This window comes from Brevundimonas sp. GW821-FHT02A10, assembly GCF_059422025.1.
Genome location: NZ_JBWKWC010000001.1, coordinates 242,428 through 257,140 on the forward strand (window position 1 = coordinate 242,428; position 14,713 = coordinate 257,140).

Sequence of the window (14,713 nt, forward strand, 5' to 3'; positions counted from 1 at the left end):
CCCCATGCCCGCACTCGCTCATGCTTCTGAAGACCTCGAACCCGCCCTGCTGGACCCCGCCTTCGCCGCCGCGGCGCTGGACGGCGTCGCCTCGGCCCTGATCCTGCTCGACCCCATGGGCGAGGTGTTGCGCGTCAACGGCGCGGCGCGGAGCCTGATGCAGGCCCACGCCACCGCCCTGTCGCAAGCCTTTCCCGGCCTCGACCCCCTGACCCCCGAGGGCGGCCGGATGGGTCTCGCGGGTGTCAGCTTCGCTCCCGCCCGCATCGGCGCCGCGCCCGACATCCGCACCGGAGAGATCGCCGTCGGCGCCGCCCCCTTCTCGGTGCGGGCCACCGCCGTGCGCGACGAGGTCGGCCGGCCGCTGGGCGAACTCGTCGAACTGACCGACATCGGCGAGGACCGCAAACACGCCGGGATGCTGGCCGCGCTCGACAAGGTCCAGGCGGTGATCGAGTTCGGCATGGATGGCGTCATTCAGGACGCCAACGCCAACTTCCTGGCCACCGTCGACTATCGGCTGGAGGACATTGTCGGCCGCCACCACAGCGTGTTCGTCGATCCGACGGAGGCGCAGGGCCCCGGCTATCGCGCCTTCTGGGAGCGGCTGGGCCGGGGCGAGTTCGACGCGGGCCAGTACCGCCGCCTGGGCCGCAACGGCAAGGAGGTCTGGATCCAGGCCAGCTACAACCCGATCCTCGACGCCGCCGGACGGCCCTTCAAGGTCGTCAAATACGCCACCGACATCACTGCCCAGAAGCTGGAGTCGGCGAATTTCGAAGGCCAGATCGCGGCCATCAACAAGGCCCAGGCGGTGATCGAGTTCTCGGTCGACGGAACGATCCAGTCGGCCAACGAGAACTTCACCGGCGCCGTCGGCTATCGGCTGGAGGATATCGTCGGCCGCCACCACAGCCTGTTCGTCGATCCCGAATACGCCGCCAGCGCCGAGTACCGCCGGTTCTGGGAGAAGCTGGGCCGCGGCGAATACGACGCCGGACAGTATCGCCGCCTCGGCAAGGATGGCCGCGAGATCTGGATCCAGGCCAGCTACAACCCGATCCTCGACAGCAATGGCCGCCCGTTCAAGGTGGTCAAATACGCCACCGACATCACCGCCCAGAAGCGGGTCGCCGAGCGGGTGACGCAAATCTCGGGCATCGTCGCCTCCGCCGCCTCCCAGATGCGGGCCACAGCCGAGGGGATGGCGGTCACCGCCGAGGAGACCACGCGTCAGGCCGGGATGGTCGCCTCCGCCGCCGAGATCACCTCGGTCAACGTTCAGACCGTGTCGTCGGCGGGCGAGGAGCTGACCGCCTCCATTGGGGAGATCGCGCGGCAGGTGGCCGAAAGCTCCAGCATCTCCCAGCATGCGGTGACGGAGGCGGACAAGGCCTCGGACTCGATCCGCAGCCTCGCCCAGGCGGCGCAGAAGATCGGCAATGTGGTCACCCTGATCAACGACATCGCCGGCCAGACCAAGCTGCTGGCGCTCAACGCCACCATCGAGGCGGCGCGGGCGGGCGAGGCCGGCAAGGGCTTCGCGGTCGTGGCCTCGGAGGTGAAGAGCCTTTCGGACCAGACGGCGCGGGCGACCCACGAAATCTCGTCCCAGGTCTCGGCCATGCAGTCGGCGACCCAGACCTCGGTCGGCGCCATCGGCGGCATCACCGACACCATCCGCAAGGTCGCCGACATCGCCTCGGCCATCGCCGGGGCTGTGGAGGAACAGTCGGCCGCGACGCGCGAGATCGCCGCCAACGTCACCCAGGTGGCGGAGGGCACGCGGCAGGTGTCGTCAAGCATCGCCGGGGTCAACGCCGCCGCCGTCCAGACCAGTGACGCCTCGGCCGACCTGCTCAAGGCGTCCGGCGAGCTGGCCCAGCAGGCCGAGGCCCTGACGCTGGAGATGGACAAGCTGGCCGCCGCCTGAACGGAGGCTCGGTGATGTCCGGAGGGGCGCGGCGACCCTGGCCGCGCCCCTTTTTCTATGCCCTGAAGGTCAGGCTCTGAGACGCTCTTCCCGGGCACACGGCTGGAAGGCGCCGCGCAGGCCGGGCATGGGCTCGAAAGCGCTGTCCAGACCGACCACGGTCTCGGCGCTGCCGAGGATAAGGGCGCCGTCGGACTCCAGCGCTTCCGACAGCCGGGCGAGCGCCCAGCGCTTCTGCAACTGCTCGAAATAGATCAGGACGTTGCGGCAGAAGATCAGGTCGAACCGGCCCATGCCTGCCGTGCCGTCCATCAGATTGTGCGGACGGAATTCGACGAGAGCCCGGACCTCGGGCGCGATCGACCAGTCGCCGCCGTCGCGCTTCAGCCAGCGCGAGCGGCGGGCCTCGGACAGGCCGCGTGAGGTTTCGAAGTCGCTGTAGATCCCGCGCCGGGCGCGATCGAGGATCGGCTGGGACATGTCCGTGGCCACGATTTCGACGGTCCAATCGGGGAACAGGCGGCGCTCTTCCAGCAGCAGCATGGCGAGCGAATAGGGCTCCTGCCCGCTGGAGCAGGCGGCGCTCCAGATGCGCAGGCGCTTCGCCCCGGCGCGTCGGGCGACTATGGCCGGCAACAGGACGTCGCGCAGCTGGTCGAAGGGAGTGGCGTCGCGGAAGAAGTAGCTCTCGTGCGTCGCCATGGCGTCGACGGCGCGTTGGGCCAGCCGACCGCGCGGATCGAGACGCAGCCGGGCGAACAGGGCGTCCAGCGTCGTCAGCCCCTCCTCGCGCATCAGGGGCGTCAGCCGGCTCTGCAGCAGATAGTCCTTGTCGGCCCCGAGGCTGAGGCCCGAGCGTTCCAGCACCAGCCGGCGGAAGGCCTCGATGTCGCTGATCGCCCCGGTCATGCCGCCGCTCGCTTCAACCATTCGCCGATCCGCGAAAGCGGCAGGACCGCCTCGGCGCGGCCGGTGCGAGCGCCGGCGCCGGGCATGCCCCAGACCACGCTGGTCGCCTCGTCCTGGACCACGAACCGGCCGCCCGCCTCGGCGACCGCGGCGCAGCCCGCGGCCCCGTCCGAGCCCATGCCGGTCAGGATGACCGCCAGCGCCGATGCGCCGTAGGTCCGGGCCACGCTGCGCATCAGGGGATCGACGGCGGGACGGCAGAAATGCTCGGGCGGCTCATGATCCAGCCGGATGACAGGACCCGAAGCGCCCCGCTCGACGGTCATGTGCCAACCGCCGGGGGCGACATAGGCGCGGCCCGCGACGACCGGCTCACCGTCCACGGCCTCGCGGCACGGCCGATCGCCGGCGCGCGAAAGTTGCTCCGCCAGAAGGGCAGTGAACATGGGCGGCATGTGCTGGGTCAGCAGGATGGGCAGGGTCACGCCGCGCAGGGCCTCGAACACCTGAACGAGCGCGGGCGGCGCACCGGTCGAACCGCCGATGGCTATGACCTCTGGCTGGGTGGTTCGCGCCGAGGGCGGCGAGGCCGGACGCGGCGAAGGCCGTAAAGCCGGTGCGACGCCCACCGGCTCGGGCGCGCCGCCGATGGCGCGGACCTTGGCCAGTAGCTGACGATGGAACTCCTCTGCATGGACCAGCCCCCCGCCCTCGGGCTTGGACACATAGTCGGAGGCCCCCGCTTGAAGCGTGTCCAGACACAACCGGGCATTGCGCAGCGTCAGGGTCGAGGCGACGATGACCCTGACCCCCGGTCGCCGCGCCAGGATCAGCGGCAGGGCGGTCATCCCGTCCATCACCGGCATCTCCAGATCCAGAACAATGACGTCGACCTCGACGTGCTCGAGCTGGGCCAGGGCCGCCTGCCCGTTCTCGGCCCGGGCGACCACAGTGACCGCTGCATCGGCCTCCAACGCCCGCGCGATCAGGCCGCGCACCACGGCGGAGTCATCGACCACCATGACGCGGACCGGCCTGTCGGGATCGGGGCGGGCGAGGTCGGAAAGGCGGGACGGCTGCACGGGCGACTCCTTGGCGGAGCCCTACCCTAACCCTTCAAGAGTGAAGGACATACTACTTATGCGTGCAAACTAGACCGGAACCCGCGCCGTCGGCCCCAGACCCGCGTCGGTCCTGGCCACGCTCCAGCGCGTCACGACCTTGGCCTCATAAGGCTTGGCGACGATGGTCGACATCCCGACCAGATCGGCGCGGGCCTCGGTCGGGGTCAGGGTCAGGAGGATGTACCCCTTGGAGGTCTGGTCGCAGAACAGGACCTCCTTGTTGGCGAGATCCAGCGCCATGCCGAGGGGGAAGTCGCCGATGGCGTCCTGCGGCGAGGGGCTGGAGATGGAGCTGGTCCCGAACTCGACCGCGACGCGTTCACCCGCCGCATCGGCCAGATCGTTGACCCAGAAGGAGTGGCTGTCGCCGGCCAGGACGATGGGCTGGACGCCCGCCGCCTTGAAGGTCTGGTAAAGGCGCTCGCGACCGGCCGGATAGCCGTCCCAGCTGTCGAGATTGAACGGCAGGCCTTGGGCGAACAGGGCGATGGAGCCTTCCACCTGGGCGCGGATCGAGGGCGGCAGGCCGCCCAGCATGCCTGCGATCTGTTCCGGCGTGGCCATGGCGGCGATGTTCGGACCGGCGACGCGGGCCATGACGACCTGATTGCCCAGCACCTGCCACGGACGGCCGGCGCTCTTCGAGGCGGCCAGTTCGCGACCCAGCCAGTCGCGCTGGGCGTCGCCCAGAAGGTCGCGTTCAGGGGCGTTGCGTTTGGCCTCAAAGGCGGCGGCGTCGGGCACCGGCTTGCCGTCCGGGCCGGGCGTCATCGTGATGTCGGCGGCATAGGTCAGCTGCTGCTGACGGCCCTGCAGCCGGGTCTCGACCATCATCAGACTGGCCAGATCGCCGAAGTGGAAGGTGCGCTGGATCGCCTCGGCCATCTTGCCGGGGACCGGCTCGCGGATCGGCATCCATTCGAAATAGGCCTTCAGCGCGGCAGCCTTCCTCGCATTGAAGTCGCCTTCCGTCGCGGGCTGGTGGTTCTCCGCACCCGTATTCCAGGTGTCGTTGGCGACCTCGTGGTCGTCCCAGACGCAGATGAAGGCGGCGCGGGCGTGGGCGGCCTGAAGGTCGGGGTCGGTCTTGTACTGGGCGTGACGCTGGCGGTAGTCGGCCAGGCGGACGATCTCGTGCGCCGGCTCCGGAATACGGTTCAGGGCGGCGCCGACGGTCATGCCGTAGTCGTCGGCCTCGGCGCCGTATTCATAGATGTAGTCGCCCAGGTGCACGACGGCGTCGAGACGGTCGAGCTTCGCGATGGCGTCATAGGCGTTGAACAGCCCGCCCGGGTAGAGCTGGCACGAGACGACAGCCAGGGCCACGTCCGGCGTCGCGCCCTCCGGCAGGGTCTTCACCCGGCCGACCGGCGAAGTCACGCCCGCGGCGATGAAGCGGTAGAAATATTCGGTCCCCGCCTTCAGCCCCTGACCGTCAAGGTCGTGCTTGACCGTGAAGTCACGCGCCGGCTCGGCCGAGAGACCGGTCGAACGTCGGACCATGTGGGCGAAGGCCGCGTCGGACGCGACCTCCAGCACCACCGGGATCGGGCCGCTGGAGGCCTCGGCGGGGGTGACCCGCGTCCAGAAGATCGCCGCTGTCGTCGACGGATCGCCAGAGGCGACGCCGTGGCGGAAGGCGACCGCTCCCGCCGCCCCGGCCGTGGAGGCCGAGGCGACGACGGGAACCGCCCCCGCCGCACCGATGGATTTCAGGAGGCCGCGGCGATCGATCTTCATGACGCTCTACTCTCAGTAACGCAGGCTGACGGTCAGGCCGTAGGTGCGGGGCTCGCCGGCGATGAAGGTCGGCATGCCGAGGCCGTCGCCGGTGTTGCCGGCATCCTTGATGAACTTCTCGTCGGTCAGGTTGTCGCCGAAGACCTCAACGCCCCAGTTGGCGCCGTTCGGGATGTAGCGAACACGCAGGCTGAGCAGGCCGTAGGCGTCCTGCACCTCGTCCACGACGGTATCGGCGACGAAGTTGCGGGTCTGCAGGTCAGTGCGATCGTTGTTGTCGTCGAAGAACATCTCCGACTGCCAGGTGTAGGTCGGCTGGATCTCGATCGAACCGCCGACGACCGGCTGGGTCCAGATCAGGCCGACCGAAGCGCGGTTGTCGGGCGACAGACGGAACTTGTTGCCGTCATAGATGCCCGCCTTGAAGCGCGAGTGGTTGTAGCCGTAGGTCCCGAAGACCTCGACCTGGTCGGTCATCGCCCAGCTCAACTGGCCTTCGAAGCCGTAGCTCTCGGCCTTGCCGGCGTTGGTGGTGACGAACAGGGTGCCCTGCTGCACCGTCGTCTGGAAGTTTTCGTAGTTGTACAGATAGGCCGCCGCATCGAGGCGCAGGCGGTGATCCATCAGGGCGGCCTTGTAACCGACCTCGTAGCTGTCGACCTGTTCCGAGGCGACCTCGGTGAAGCGCGGAGCGCCGAACGGAGCGCTCGGGGCGCTGGCGGCCAGGACCGTCGGGCGACGGCCGCGGGCGTAGTTGGCATAGAGGCTGGCGTCGTCCGACAGGGCGTAGCGAGCGGTGGCGCGCCAGGTGAAGCCGTCGTCCTCCAGACCCTGGGTCGAAGTCGAACCGTTGCCGGCCGTCGGCTGGAAGGTCAGGCCGAACAGCGGGAAGGCGGCCGAGACCGGGGCGGTGGCGGCGCCCGGCGTGGCGAGTGCGGTCAGGAAGGCGCCCTGGGCCCCCGACGGGATGGCGCTGAGAGCCAGCAGCGAACCGACGATCGAGCGGCCGTTGTCGACCTGGGAGGCGAAGCCCGTGGTCTTGTCGTCGCGGGTGTAGCGCACGCCCGCCGAGATCTCGAGGCGATCAGTCAGCTTGTAGGTGGCGTCGGCGAAAAGGTCCCAGGATTCCAGCTCGCTGGAGTTGGTCGCCTCTTCGATGTGGCTGGACTTCAGGTTGGCGGCGATGCCCGGGATGAAGAGCGACGGGATGCCGAGGCCGGCCAGGATCGGGTTGATCAGGGTCGGAGAGCTGTAGCTCGCCAGGGACAGGGCATTGGGCAGGGCCACGCCGGGTGCGCCGTCCAGCAGGCCGGAGAGCTGGGCCAGGGCGATGCGCTCGTCGAACTCGGTGACCGCGCGCTGCGAGCCTTCTTCCTTGAAGTAGCCCACGCCGGCGAAGCCCGAGAAGCGGCCGCCGTTGTCGTAGTTCAGGCGGAACTCCTGGCTCCACTGCTTGCCTTGCGCGTCCTCGGCGGCAGTCAGAAGCGGCAAGGAAATGCCGTCGGCGTCGAAGGTCTCATAGCTGTCGAACTCGCGGTAGGCCGTGGTCGAGTTCAGGGTCAGGCTGTCGGTCAGGCCTGCCTTGACGATGCCTGTCACGCCCCAGACCTCGCGGTCCAGACCCAGGGTCTTGCCGCCGTCGAAGTTTCCACCCGGGGTCAGGGCCGCGCCCTCATTGGCGTCGCGCACGCCCAGCACCGCGCCTGTGTTCGGGTCCTGAGGATTATAGGCGATCGACTTGAAGGAGGTGCCGGCCGGATTGTCGGTCTGGTAGTTGCCGATGAGGTCGACGCGCAGGCGATCCGACGGCTCGAAGGCGCCCGACAGGCGGAAGGCCTGGGTGTCGACGCTGTTGTAGTTGTCGCCGCCCAGCAGGTTCTCGATATAGCCGTCGCGGGTCTTCATCCGGGTGGAGAAGCGGATCGCGCCGGTCTCGCCGACCGGAACGTTCACCATCAGCTCGGCCATGCGGTAGTCGAGGTTGCCGACGCTGGCGCGGGCCGCGGCGTCATACTCGCCGACCAGAGGCTTGTTCTGGATGATGTTGACCGCGCCGATCAGGGCGCCGCGACCATAGAGGGTCGACTGCGGGCCCTTGGCCACCTCCACGCGCTGGATGTCGAACAGTTCGACGTAGGAGCCGCGCGACTTGGAGATGGAGACGCCGTCCTGGAAGACCGAGACGCGGGGCTCGACGGTGGCTTCACCCGAGTCCGAGGTGATGCCGCGCATCACGAAACCGGCGTTGTTCGGCGACTGGTTCTGCACCAGGAAGCCGGGGACATAGGCCGACAGCTCCTCGAAGTCCTGCACGCCCAGCTTCTCGAGGAAGTTCCCGGTGTAGGCCGTCAGGGCGAAGGGAACCTCGATGGGGTCCTGGGCGCGGAGCTGGGCGGTGACGACGACGTCCTCGACCTGGCTCGTCTGTTCCGTCGATTGGGCGGAAGCGACGGTCGCGCCGCCGAGAGTTGCCATCAGGGCGGTTGCGCCCAGAAGGCCATTCTTGAGAGTGTCGTGACGCGCCATTTTTCAGATCCCCTGCACAGCTTCACAGGGGTTAGCGGCGCTCCGTGCCCGTCAGGCGACAGCGCGGCGACCGGCGCATGAAGCTCCAGACGCGGATTGGTGACGGTTGATCAGTTAGCGGATCGCTGTCCGTCCGGCCGCGTCAACGCCGGGCGCGGGGGCGCCGCTGGCCACCGCAAAGATGTCCTGGGCCTCGCGTGAAATGCTCATCAGGGCGATGGCTTCCTCCGCGAGGCGAGGCGGCCAGACGCTCAGGTCGGGGCCGAGGATTTCAAGATGGTCGCGCCATTCGGTCATGGTCATGGGTCCAGAGCTTCTTCTGATTCCGCAAATCGTCCCGGAGCGCCATCCTGCCCCTTTTGAGCAGTGAACGCACCGAGCCCTCGGTGGTGGCCATCCGCGCCATGATCTCGGGCACGTCGGCGTCTTCGAAATAGTGCAGGCGCATAGCCTGGGCCTGGGCATCCGGCAGCCGTTCGACGGCCGCTCTCAGGCGATCGCCCGCCTGTCGTTGTTCCAGTGACCTCTCCGCCGAGACGGCGCGGTGGTCGTCGTGCGCCTCCAGCGCCGTGGCCAGGACCGTGTCCTCGGTCGGGGCGTCGCGGCGGCGGCGGCGGTGATCGATGGCCCGGTTGATCACGACCCGGTGCAGCCAGGTCGAGAATTTCGCCCCCTCCGCCGTCCACCCGCCCCTGCGCCACAGGGTGAAGAAGACCTCCTGCACCACATCCATCGCCTCGTCAGGGTCGCCGACGATGTTGCGGCAGATGACCTGGGCCATGCGGCTGTGGCGATCCATCAGCACCCGCAGGCAAAGATCATCCCCGTCCCTCAGCCGGCCGTAGAGGACCTCGTCGGAGAGGTCATCACGGCGAGAGACCGGTTCGAGGACCGTCTGTTTCGGGGCGGGCGCGGGCTTGGCGGACATCGTGCGGATCCAGCATTCAACTACCCATCGCGCAGCAATCGACATGCCAAATCTGACATTTTCTCCTTATATTTCAATGATGTAAGATTGAAACACCTAATGTTGCCGGCTTGTGGCCTTGGACAGTCCCAACATAACATTGCGTATCTGGGCGGTTATGTTCGACCACTCCGGGCTTCCCTCCCGCAACATTCCGGCGGCGACGATCTGGCGCTGGAGCCGGCGGTAGAATTCGGCGAGACGGCGCCCATCGGGCCCCGCCAGCTCAAAATTCATGTGCATTCTCATGGCGGTAAGCAGGCTTGTGGCGGTCTGGACGTGGGTGGTCATCTCGTCGAGCCGATTCTGCTCCCCGGCAAGGCTTGCCGAGGTCACGGCCGCGTAGAGCTTCTGGTGCAGGGCCAGGGCGACCGTGGCGGGCTCGTGGATCAGCAGACCCGAGGCGCGATAGGCCATGCTGGCCCGTCCGTAGGCGGTGTTAGTCATCGTCCGATGTGTTCCCGAGAATGGCCGCGATCTGGGCCTGAAGAAGTTTGGCCTGGGTCAGCTCGGCCTCCATGTTCGCGTATTTGGTCACGAGCTTTTCGCGGTACGCATCGGCGTCCGTGCGGATCTTGTCGGACCGGGTGGTCAGGTCCTCGTTGACCGTCTCGATCGAGTTGATGCGCTGCTGGATCAGGCTGGTGGTCGAGCTGTCGTATGACGTCATCGCCTGGGTCAGCAGGTTGGCGAACCCCTGCTGGATCGACACCGAAATGTCCCCGGTCGAGGCCGGCGCCAGGATGAAGGTGATCCCCTCGTAGGCCGTGCCCGTCGCCCCCACGAGGCGCGAGCCGGAGATGGTGAAGGCCGCATCGTCGCCATTGGCCGTCACGCCGGTGATGGCCCCGCTCTCATCCGTCTGGACCGACAGGGTAAAGTCCAGCGACTTCGAGGTGTTGTTGCGGAGCAGCTTCAGGCCGCTGTCCGAAGTGGTGAAGTCGGTCTCGAAGAAACTCTCCAGCGCCTTCGCATTGGACAGGATGGCGTCGTTCAGCGTGGTCTCGTCGCTGATCTCGAGCAGATTGTCCGAGGTCCAGGTGATGCCCATGTCGCTGAGCCGGGTGATGTCGCCCGAGGCCGAGGCGCTGGCGCCGTTGATCAGGGTCTTCAGCGTCTGGTCCAGCGACCGCAACAGGCTATCGGCGAAAAGGACCGCATCGTCCGAGGCCCCGCCGCTGGACGACACCGCCTGCTGATCGAGGACATATTGCTTCAGGGCGTTGTAGGCGGTGACGAAGTCGCTGATCGCGGTCTTCACCCCCGAGTTGTCGGCCGTGATGGTCAGGGTGATCGGCTCGGTCGTGACCCCGGCGAGGGAGAAGCTGACGCCGTCGATGACGTCGGTCATCTCATTGGTCGAGCGGGTGACGGTGGCGCCGTCCACGGTGATGATTGCCGGCTGGGCCTGGCGCAGGACATTGGTGAAGCCGCCGTCGGCGTCGGTCAGGCCGACCGATTGCGCCACATCATCGCCGCTGATCGTGCCCAGGACGATGGTCTCATTGGTGTCCACGGCGGAGAGGACCAGCTGGTAGCTGGTCGAATCCAGCTTCACGAGCGAGGCTTGGACGCCAGTCGTCGAGGTCTGGGCATTGATGGCCTTGGCGAGGTCGCTGAGGGTGGTCGTCGCGGTGACGGTGATGTTCGCAGCGGTCCCGCCCTCGACGCCGACCGACATAACCCCGGTCAGGCCGAGCGCAGTGGTGGAGGCGGCGGCGGTCGCGGCGACCTTCATCGCCTGGGCCAGCTGGACCACTTCGATGGAATAGACGCCGGTCGCCGCCTCGCTGTCGACATCGACGGCCAGGCCCGAAACGGTCGCGCCCGAGGCCGTGGTCAGGGAGCCCGAGCGGTTGTCGAAGGCGTTCTCCGATCCCAGGCTGGACCAGGCGGGCAGCGCGAGAGACTCCATGGCGTCGGACACGGCCGCGACCAGGGTCTGGACCTCCTGATAGGCGCTGATCTTCGTGGTGTTGGCCGTAACCTTGGCGTCGATGGTGTCGGCGCGCGCGGTCTTCTGGGCCACCGCCGCATCGATCAGGGCGTCGGTGTCCAGTCCCGAGGAGATGGAGGTGATGTAGCTGGCCGACCCGGAGGTCGAGGCGGTAGCGGCGACACTGGCCATGGGCTTTGTCCGTGGGTTTGACGATCAGGAGGAACGGGCGGAGGCGAACCCCCGCCCGCGCCTTTACTGGAGCAGCTTCAACAGCGACTGGCTCATGCTGTTCGCCTGACTCAGGGCGGCGATGGCCGCCTGGGTCAGGGTCGACAGCGTCGTGTAGTTGGTCTGCTCGGAGGCCAGGTCGACGTCGCTGATGGCCGATTTCGCGGCCTCCAGGTTCTCGAGCGAGGTGTCGATGACACTCGCCCGGTAGTCGAAGCGCGACAGGCTGGCGCCCACATTCGCCCGCGACGTCGAGATGGAGTTGATCGCCCCATCAATGGCGTCCATCGCCGTCGCCGCGTTGTCCGCGGAGGTGACGTCGGTGCCGTCGATGCCGAGATCGCTCGCCGTCACCCCGTCGATGGTCACCGTCAGCACATCGGTGCTGCTGGTGCCCAGGAGGAACGAGACGCCGGTCGAATAGTCGCCCGCGCCGTCGAGCAGGGTCGAGCCGTTGAAGTTGGTCGAGGTCGCGATGTCCCCGACTTCCTCCAGCAGCTGCTGGTACTCCGCATCGATGTTGGCGCGGCCATCATCGTCCACCGACCCGGTCTGGGACTGGGCCGTCAGCGACTTCATGCGTTGCAGGATGTCGCTGATTTGGGACAGGGCGCCGTCGGCGGTCTGAAGCACCGCGGTTCCCTGCTGGGCGTTGATGGAGGCTTGTTCGAGCACCACCACATCGGCGGCGATGTTGGTCGACGTGGCCAGACCGGCCGCGTCGTCCTTGGCGCTTTGGATGCGTTGGCCGCTCGACAGTTTCGCCACCGAGGCCGACTGCGCCGCCGAATTGGCGTTCAGATAGCGCAGGGCGGTATTGGCGGCGGTATTGGTTGAGATGACAGGCATTCTTTCCTCGTTCTCTCCAGACTGACGCCGACGCGCGGAATGCACGCCGGAGGGGTCGGAGAACGCTTCTCGTCTCCGGTCCCGAGGCTGGAACGGAGCGGCCGCCGCGTTTGGGGCGCGCTTTCTTGCGTCGTGAGAAAAATCGGGGGCCGCGCATTTTCCGCGCCCCATCCGTTCCGGCCGCCCCGTTGAACCCGTGACAGCAACCGGACGGGGCCGACGCCATGACCACAGTCTCATCAGTCGCGACGACGACCTCGACCAGCACGGCTTCCTCGTCGGCGCTGACGCTCGACATGAACCAGTTCCTGCAGATCCTGGTCACCCAGCTGAAGACGCAGAACCCGCTCGAACCGACCGACGTCACCGACTTCACCAACCAGCTGGTCGGCTATGCCCAGCTCGGCGCCCAGACCGAAACCAACGACAGTCTCTCGGCCCTGTCCTCGTCCCTGACCGCCATGCTGACCGCAGGCGGCGCCGACTACATCGGCAAGACCGCCGAGATCGACAGCACAGACGCCCCTGTCCAGAACGGCTCGGCCTCCTGGACCTATACGGTCGGGTCGGACGCCGCCTCGACGGCGCTGGTGGTGACCAATCAGGACGGCGACGTCGTCTGGTCCGGCACGGGCGAGACCAGCAGCGGCCAGCACGCCTTCTCCCTGAACCAGGCCGACCTGACGGGGGTCTCGGACGGCGACGTCCTGACCCTGACCTCCGTGTCCAGCGACACCGACGGCGTGGGCACGGTCAACGGCGTGACCGCCTTCGCGAAGATTGACGCGGTGACCTTCGACAGCGGGACCACGGCTTACCAGGCCGGGGACGCGGTCATCTCCGCCGACGACATCCTCAAACTCTACGCCTCGGCCTGAGGAGCGCCCCGATGACCCTGTCCAGCGCTCTCGCCTCCGCCGTCTCCAGCCTGACCGCCCAGGGCGTCGCCCTGTCGTCGATCTCGGAGAACATCGCCAACTCCTCGACCACGGCCTACAAGGTCAAGGACACCTCGTTCCAGTCGCTGGTCTCCTCCAGCATGGAATCCAGCATCGCCGCCGGCGGGGTCTCGACCTCGCTCAGCCGCGCCATGCTGGTCCAAGGGGTGATCTCCACCTCGACGGTCGACACCAATCTGGCCATCAACGGCAACGGCTATTTCGCCGTGACCAGCAGCCCGACGGGCGGGGTCGCGGACCTGGCCTACAGCCGCAACGGCAGCTTCACGACCGACTCCTCCGGCTATCTGGTCAACTCCGAAGGCTACTATCTGCAGGGTTACGCCACCGACGCCGACGGCGTGGTGACCGCCACCGGCGCGTCCAGCCTGCAGGCGATCAACGTTTCGAACCTGACCTCCCCGGCCGCGGCCAGCACCAGCCTGACGGTCGCCGCCAACCTGCCGGCCGACGCCGCCGTCGGCGACGCCTTCACCACCACCTCCTCGGTGATCGACAGCCTCGGCGCGACCCACATCTTCGACCAGACCTGGACCAAGACCGACGCCAACACCTGGTCGCTGGCGGTCAGCAATCCCTATTCGGCGGGCGACGGCGCCGAGACCGGGACGGCGGCGACCAACACGGTCAGCATCACCTTCGACAGCAACGGCCTGCCCTCGGTGATCAATCCTGATCCGTCGTCGGTGACCTTCAGCTTCAACGACGGCGCCTCGGACGCCACGGTCGCGCTGAACCTCGGCGCCGTCGGCTCCTCGACCGGCCTGACCCAGTACGATTCCGGCGCCACCGACCCGACCATCGCCGTGACCAAGATCACCAGCGACGGCATGGCGGCGGGCACGCTCAGCGGCGTCTCCATCGGCTCGGACGGCACGGTCAGCGCCACCTTCTCCAACGGCCTGACCAAGACGATCTACAAGATCCCGGTCGCGACCTTCGCCAACGCCTCGGGCCTGACCCAGGTGTCGGGCACCACCTTCAAGGCCAGCGCCTCCAGCGGTCAGGCCCAGATCAATCTGTCGGGCATCGGCGCCGCCGGCGACGTGGTCTCCAGCGCACTCGAAGGCTCGACCACCGACACGGCGACCGAGTTCAACAAGATGATCGTGGCCCAGCAGGCCTACTCCGCCGCGTCCCAGGTGGTGTCCAGCGTCAAGGACATGTTCGACACCCTGATCTCGGTGGTCCGCTGATGTCAGATAGCGGGCAGGACCTGCAGAAGCTGTTGTCCCGGGCCCGGCGCTCGCGGGGCGCAGGCTTCAGCCTGCCGATCATCGAGGGCTACGAGGAAGCCGCCGCCATGGCGCGCGACATCGCCGCGAAGCTGGCGACACTGCCCTGGGACGACCGGGCGGTGCTGATCTCCGACGTCCAGTTTCTGGAGGCCGCGCTCAAGACGCGAGCCGAGGTGCTGCGCGCCGGGATGAGCGCCCACGCCGCCGAGATCGTTCGGCTCACCCGCGGCGTGGGCGCGCGCGACGCCTATGGCGCGGGCGCGCGTCTGGCGCGGACACCGCCGAGAGGCGACGCATGAAC

Annotated in this window: 13 protein-coding genes; 4 read left to right on the plus strand and 9 right to left on the minus strand. The window is 67.7% G+C overall.

Annotation, left to right across the window (positions count from 1 at the left end; all coding sequences use genetic code 11):
- Positions 1-4: 4 nt before the first annotated feature.
- Positions 5-1,933, plus strand: coding sequence for a methyl-accepting chemotaxis protein (locus AC07U0_RS01000; protein ID WP_494718173.1), 1,929 nt, complete (start codon positions 5-7; stop codon positions 1,931-1,933).
- 69 nt (positions 1,934-2,002) lie between these two features.
- Here AC07U0_RS01000 and AC07U0_RS01005 read toward each other — a convergent pair whose 3' ends face one another.
- From AC07U0_RS01005 to AC07U0_RS01045, 9 genes are all read right to left on the minus strand, one after another.
- On the minus strand, positions 2,003-2,863 hold the full coding sequence (locus AC07U0_RS01005) for a CheR family methyltransferase (protein ID WP_494718174.1): 861 nt from the start codon (positions 2,861-2,863) through the stop codon (positions 2,003-2,005).
- Positions 2,839-3,924 carry a chemotaxis-specific protein-glutamate methyltransferase CheB gene (cheB, locus tag AC07U0_RS01010; protein WP_494718175.1) on the minus strand — a complete coding sequence of 362 codons (1,086 nt, stop codon included), beginning with the start codon at positions 3,922-3,924 and terminating at the stop codon, positions 2,839-2,841. Before cheB ends, AC07U0_RS01005 begins: the two co-directional genes overlap by 25 nt.
- Before the next feature lie 69 nt (positions 3,925-3,993).
- On the minus strand, positions 3,994-5,706 hold the full coding sequence (locus AC07U0_RS01015; RefSeq protein WP_494718176.1) for an alkaline phosphatase D family protein: 1,713 nt from the start codon (positions 5,704-5,706) through the stop codon (positions 3,994-3,996).
- A gap of 12 nt (positions 5,707-5,718) precedes the next feature.
- Positions 5,719-8,232, minus strand: a complete 2,514-nt coding sequence (locus AC07U0_RS01020; RefSeq protein ID WP_494718177.1) for a TonB-dependent receptor — start codon at positions 8,230-8,232, stop codon at positions 5,719-5,721.
- Positions 8,233-8,346: 114 nt separating this feature from the next.
- Positions 8,347-8,535, minus strand: a complete 189-nt coding sequence (locus tag AC07U0_RS01025) for a hypothetical protein (protein ID WP_494718178.1) — start codon at positions 8,533-8,535, stop codon at positions 8,347-8,349.
- Positions 8,504-9,160 (minus strand): RNA polymerase sigma factor, encoded by a 657-nt coding sequence (locus tag AC07U0_RS01030; protein WP_494718179.1) that lies wholly within the window; start codon positions 9,158-9,160, stop codon positions 8,504-8,506. Before AC07U0_RS01030 ends, AC07U0_RS01025 begins: the two co-directional genes overlap by 32 nt.
- Before the next feature lie 96 nt (positions 9,161-9,256).
- A complete protein-coding gene (locus AC07U0_RS01035) occupies positions 9,257-9,616 on the minus strand; it encodes a flagellar protein FliS (RefSeq protein ID WP_494718180.1) in 360 nt (119 codons plus the stop codon).
- Between the two features lie 22 nt (positions 9,617-9,638).
- The gene (fliD, locus tag AC07U0_RS01040) at positions 9,639-11,327 is read right to left on the minus strand and encodes a flagellar filament capping protein FliD (RefSeq protein WP_494718181.1); all 1,689 of its coding nucleotides are present in this window, start codon (positions 11,325-11,327) and stop codon (positions 9,639-9,641) included.
- A gap of 63 nt (positions 11,328-11,390) precedes the next feature.
- Positions 11,391-12,215, minus strand: coding sequence for a flagellin (locus AC07U0_RS01045; RefSeq protein WP_494718182.1), 825 nt, complete (start codon positions 12,213-12,215; stop codon positions 11,391-11,393).
- 224 nt (positions 12,216-12,439) lie between these two features.
- Here AC07U0_RS01045 and AC07U0_RS01050 point away from each other — a divergent pair, with 224 nt between their 5' ends.
- From AC07U0_RS01050 to AC07U0_RS01060, 3 genes are read left to right on the plus strand one after another with little or no spacing between them, the layout of a single operon-like run.
- Positions 12,440-13,093 carry a flagellar hook assembly protein FlgD gene (locus AC07U0_RS01050; protein WP_494718183.1) on the plus strand — a complete coding sequence of 218 codons (654 nt, stop codon included), beginning with the start codon at positions 12,440-12,442 and terminating at the stop codon, positions 13,091-13,093.
- 11 nt (positions 13,094-13,104) lie between these two features.
- The gene (gene flgE / locus AC07U0_RS01055) at positions 13,105-14,370 is read left to right on the plus strand and encodes a flagellar hook protein FlgE (RefSeq protein WP_494718184.1); all 1,266 of its coding nucleotides are present in this window, start codon (positions 13,105-13,107) and stop codon (positions 14,368-14,370) included.
- The gene (locus AC07U0_RS01060; protein ID WP_494718185.1) at positions 14,370-14,711 is read left to right on the plus strand and encodes a hypothetical protein; all 342 of its coding nucleotides are present in this window, start codon (positions 14,370-14,372) and stop codon (positions 14,709-14,711) included. Before flgE ends, AC07U0_RS01060 begins: the two co-directional genes overlap by 1 nt.
- Positions 14,712-14,713: the final 2 nt, after the last annotated feature.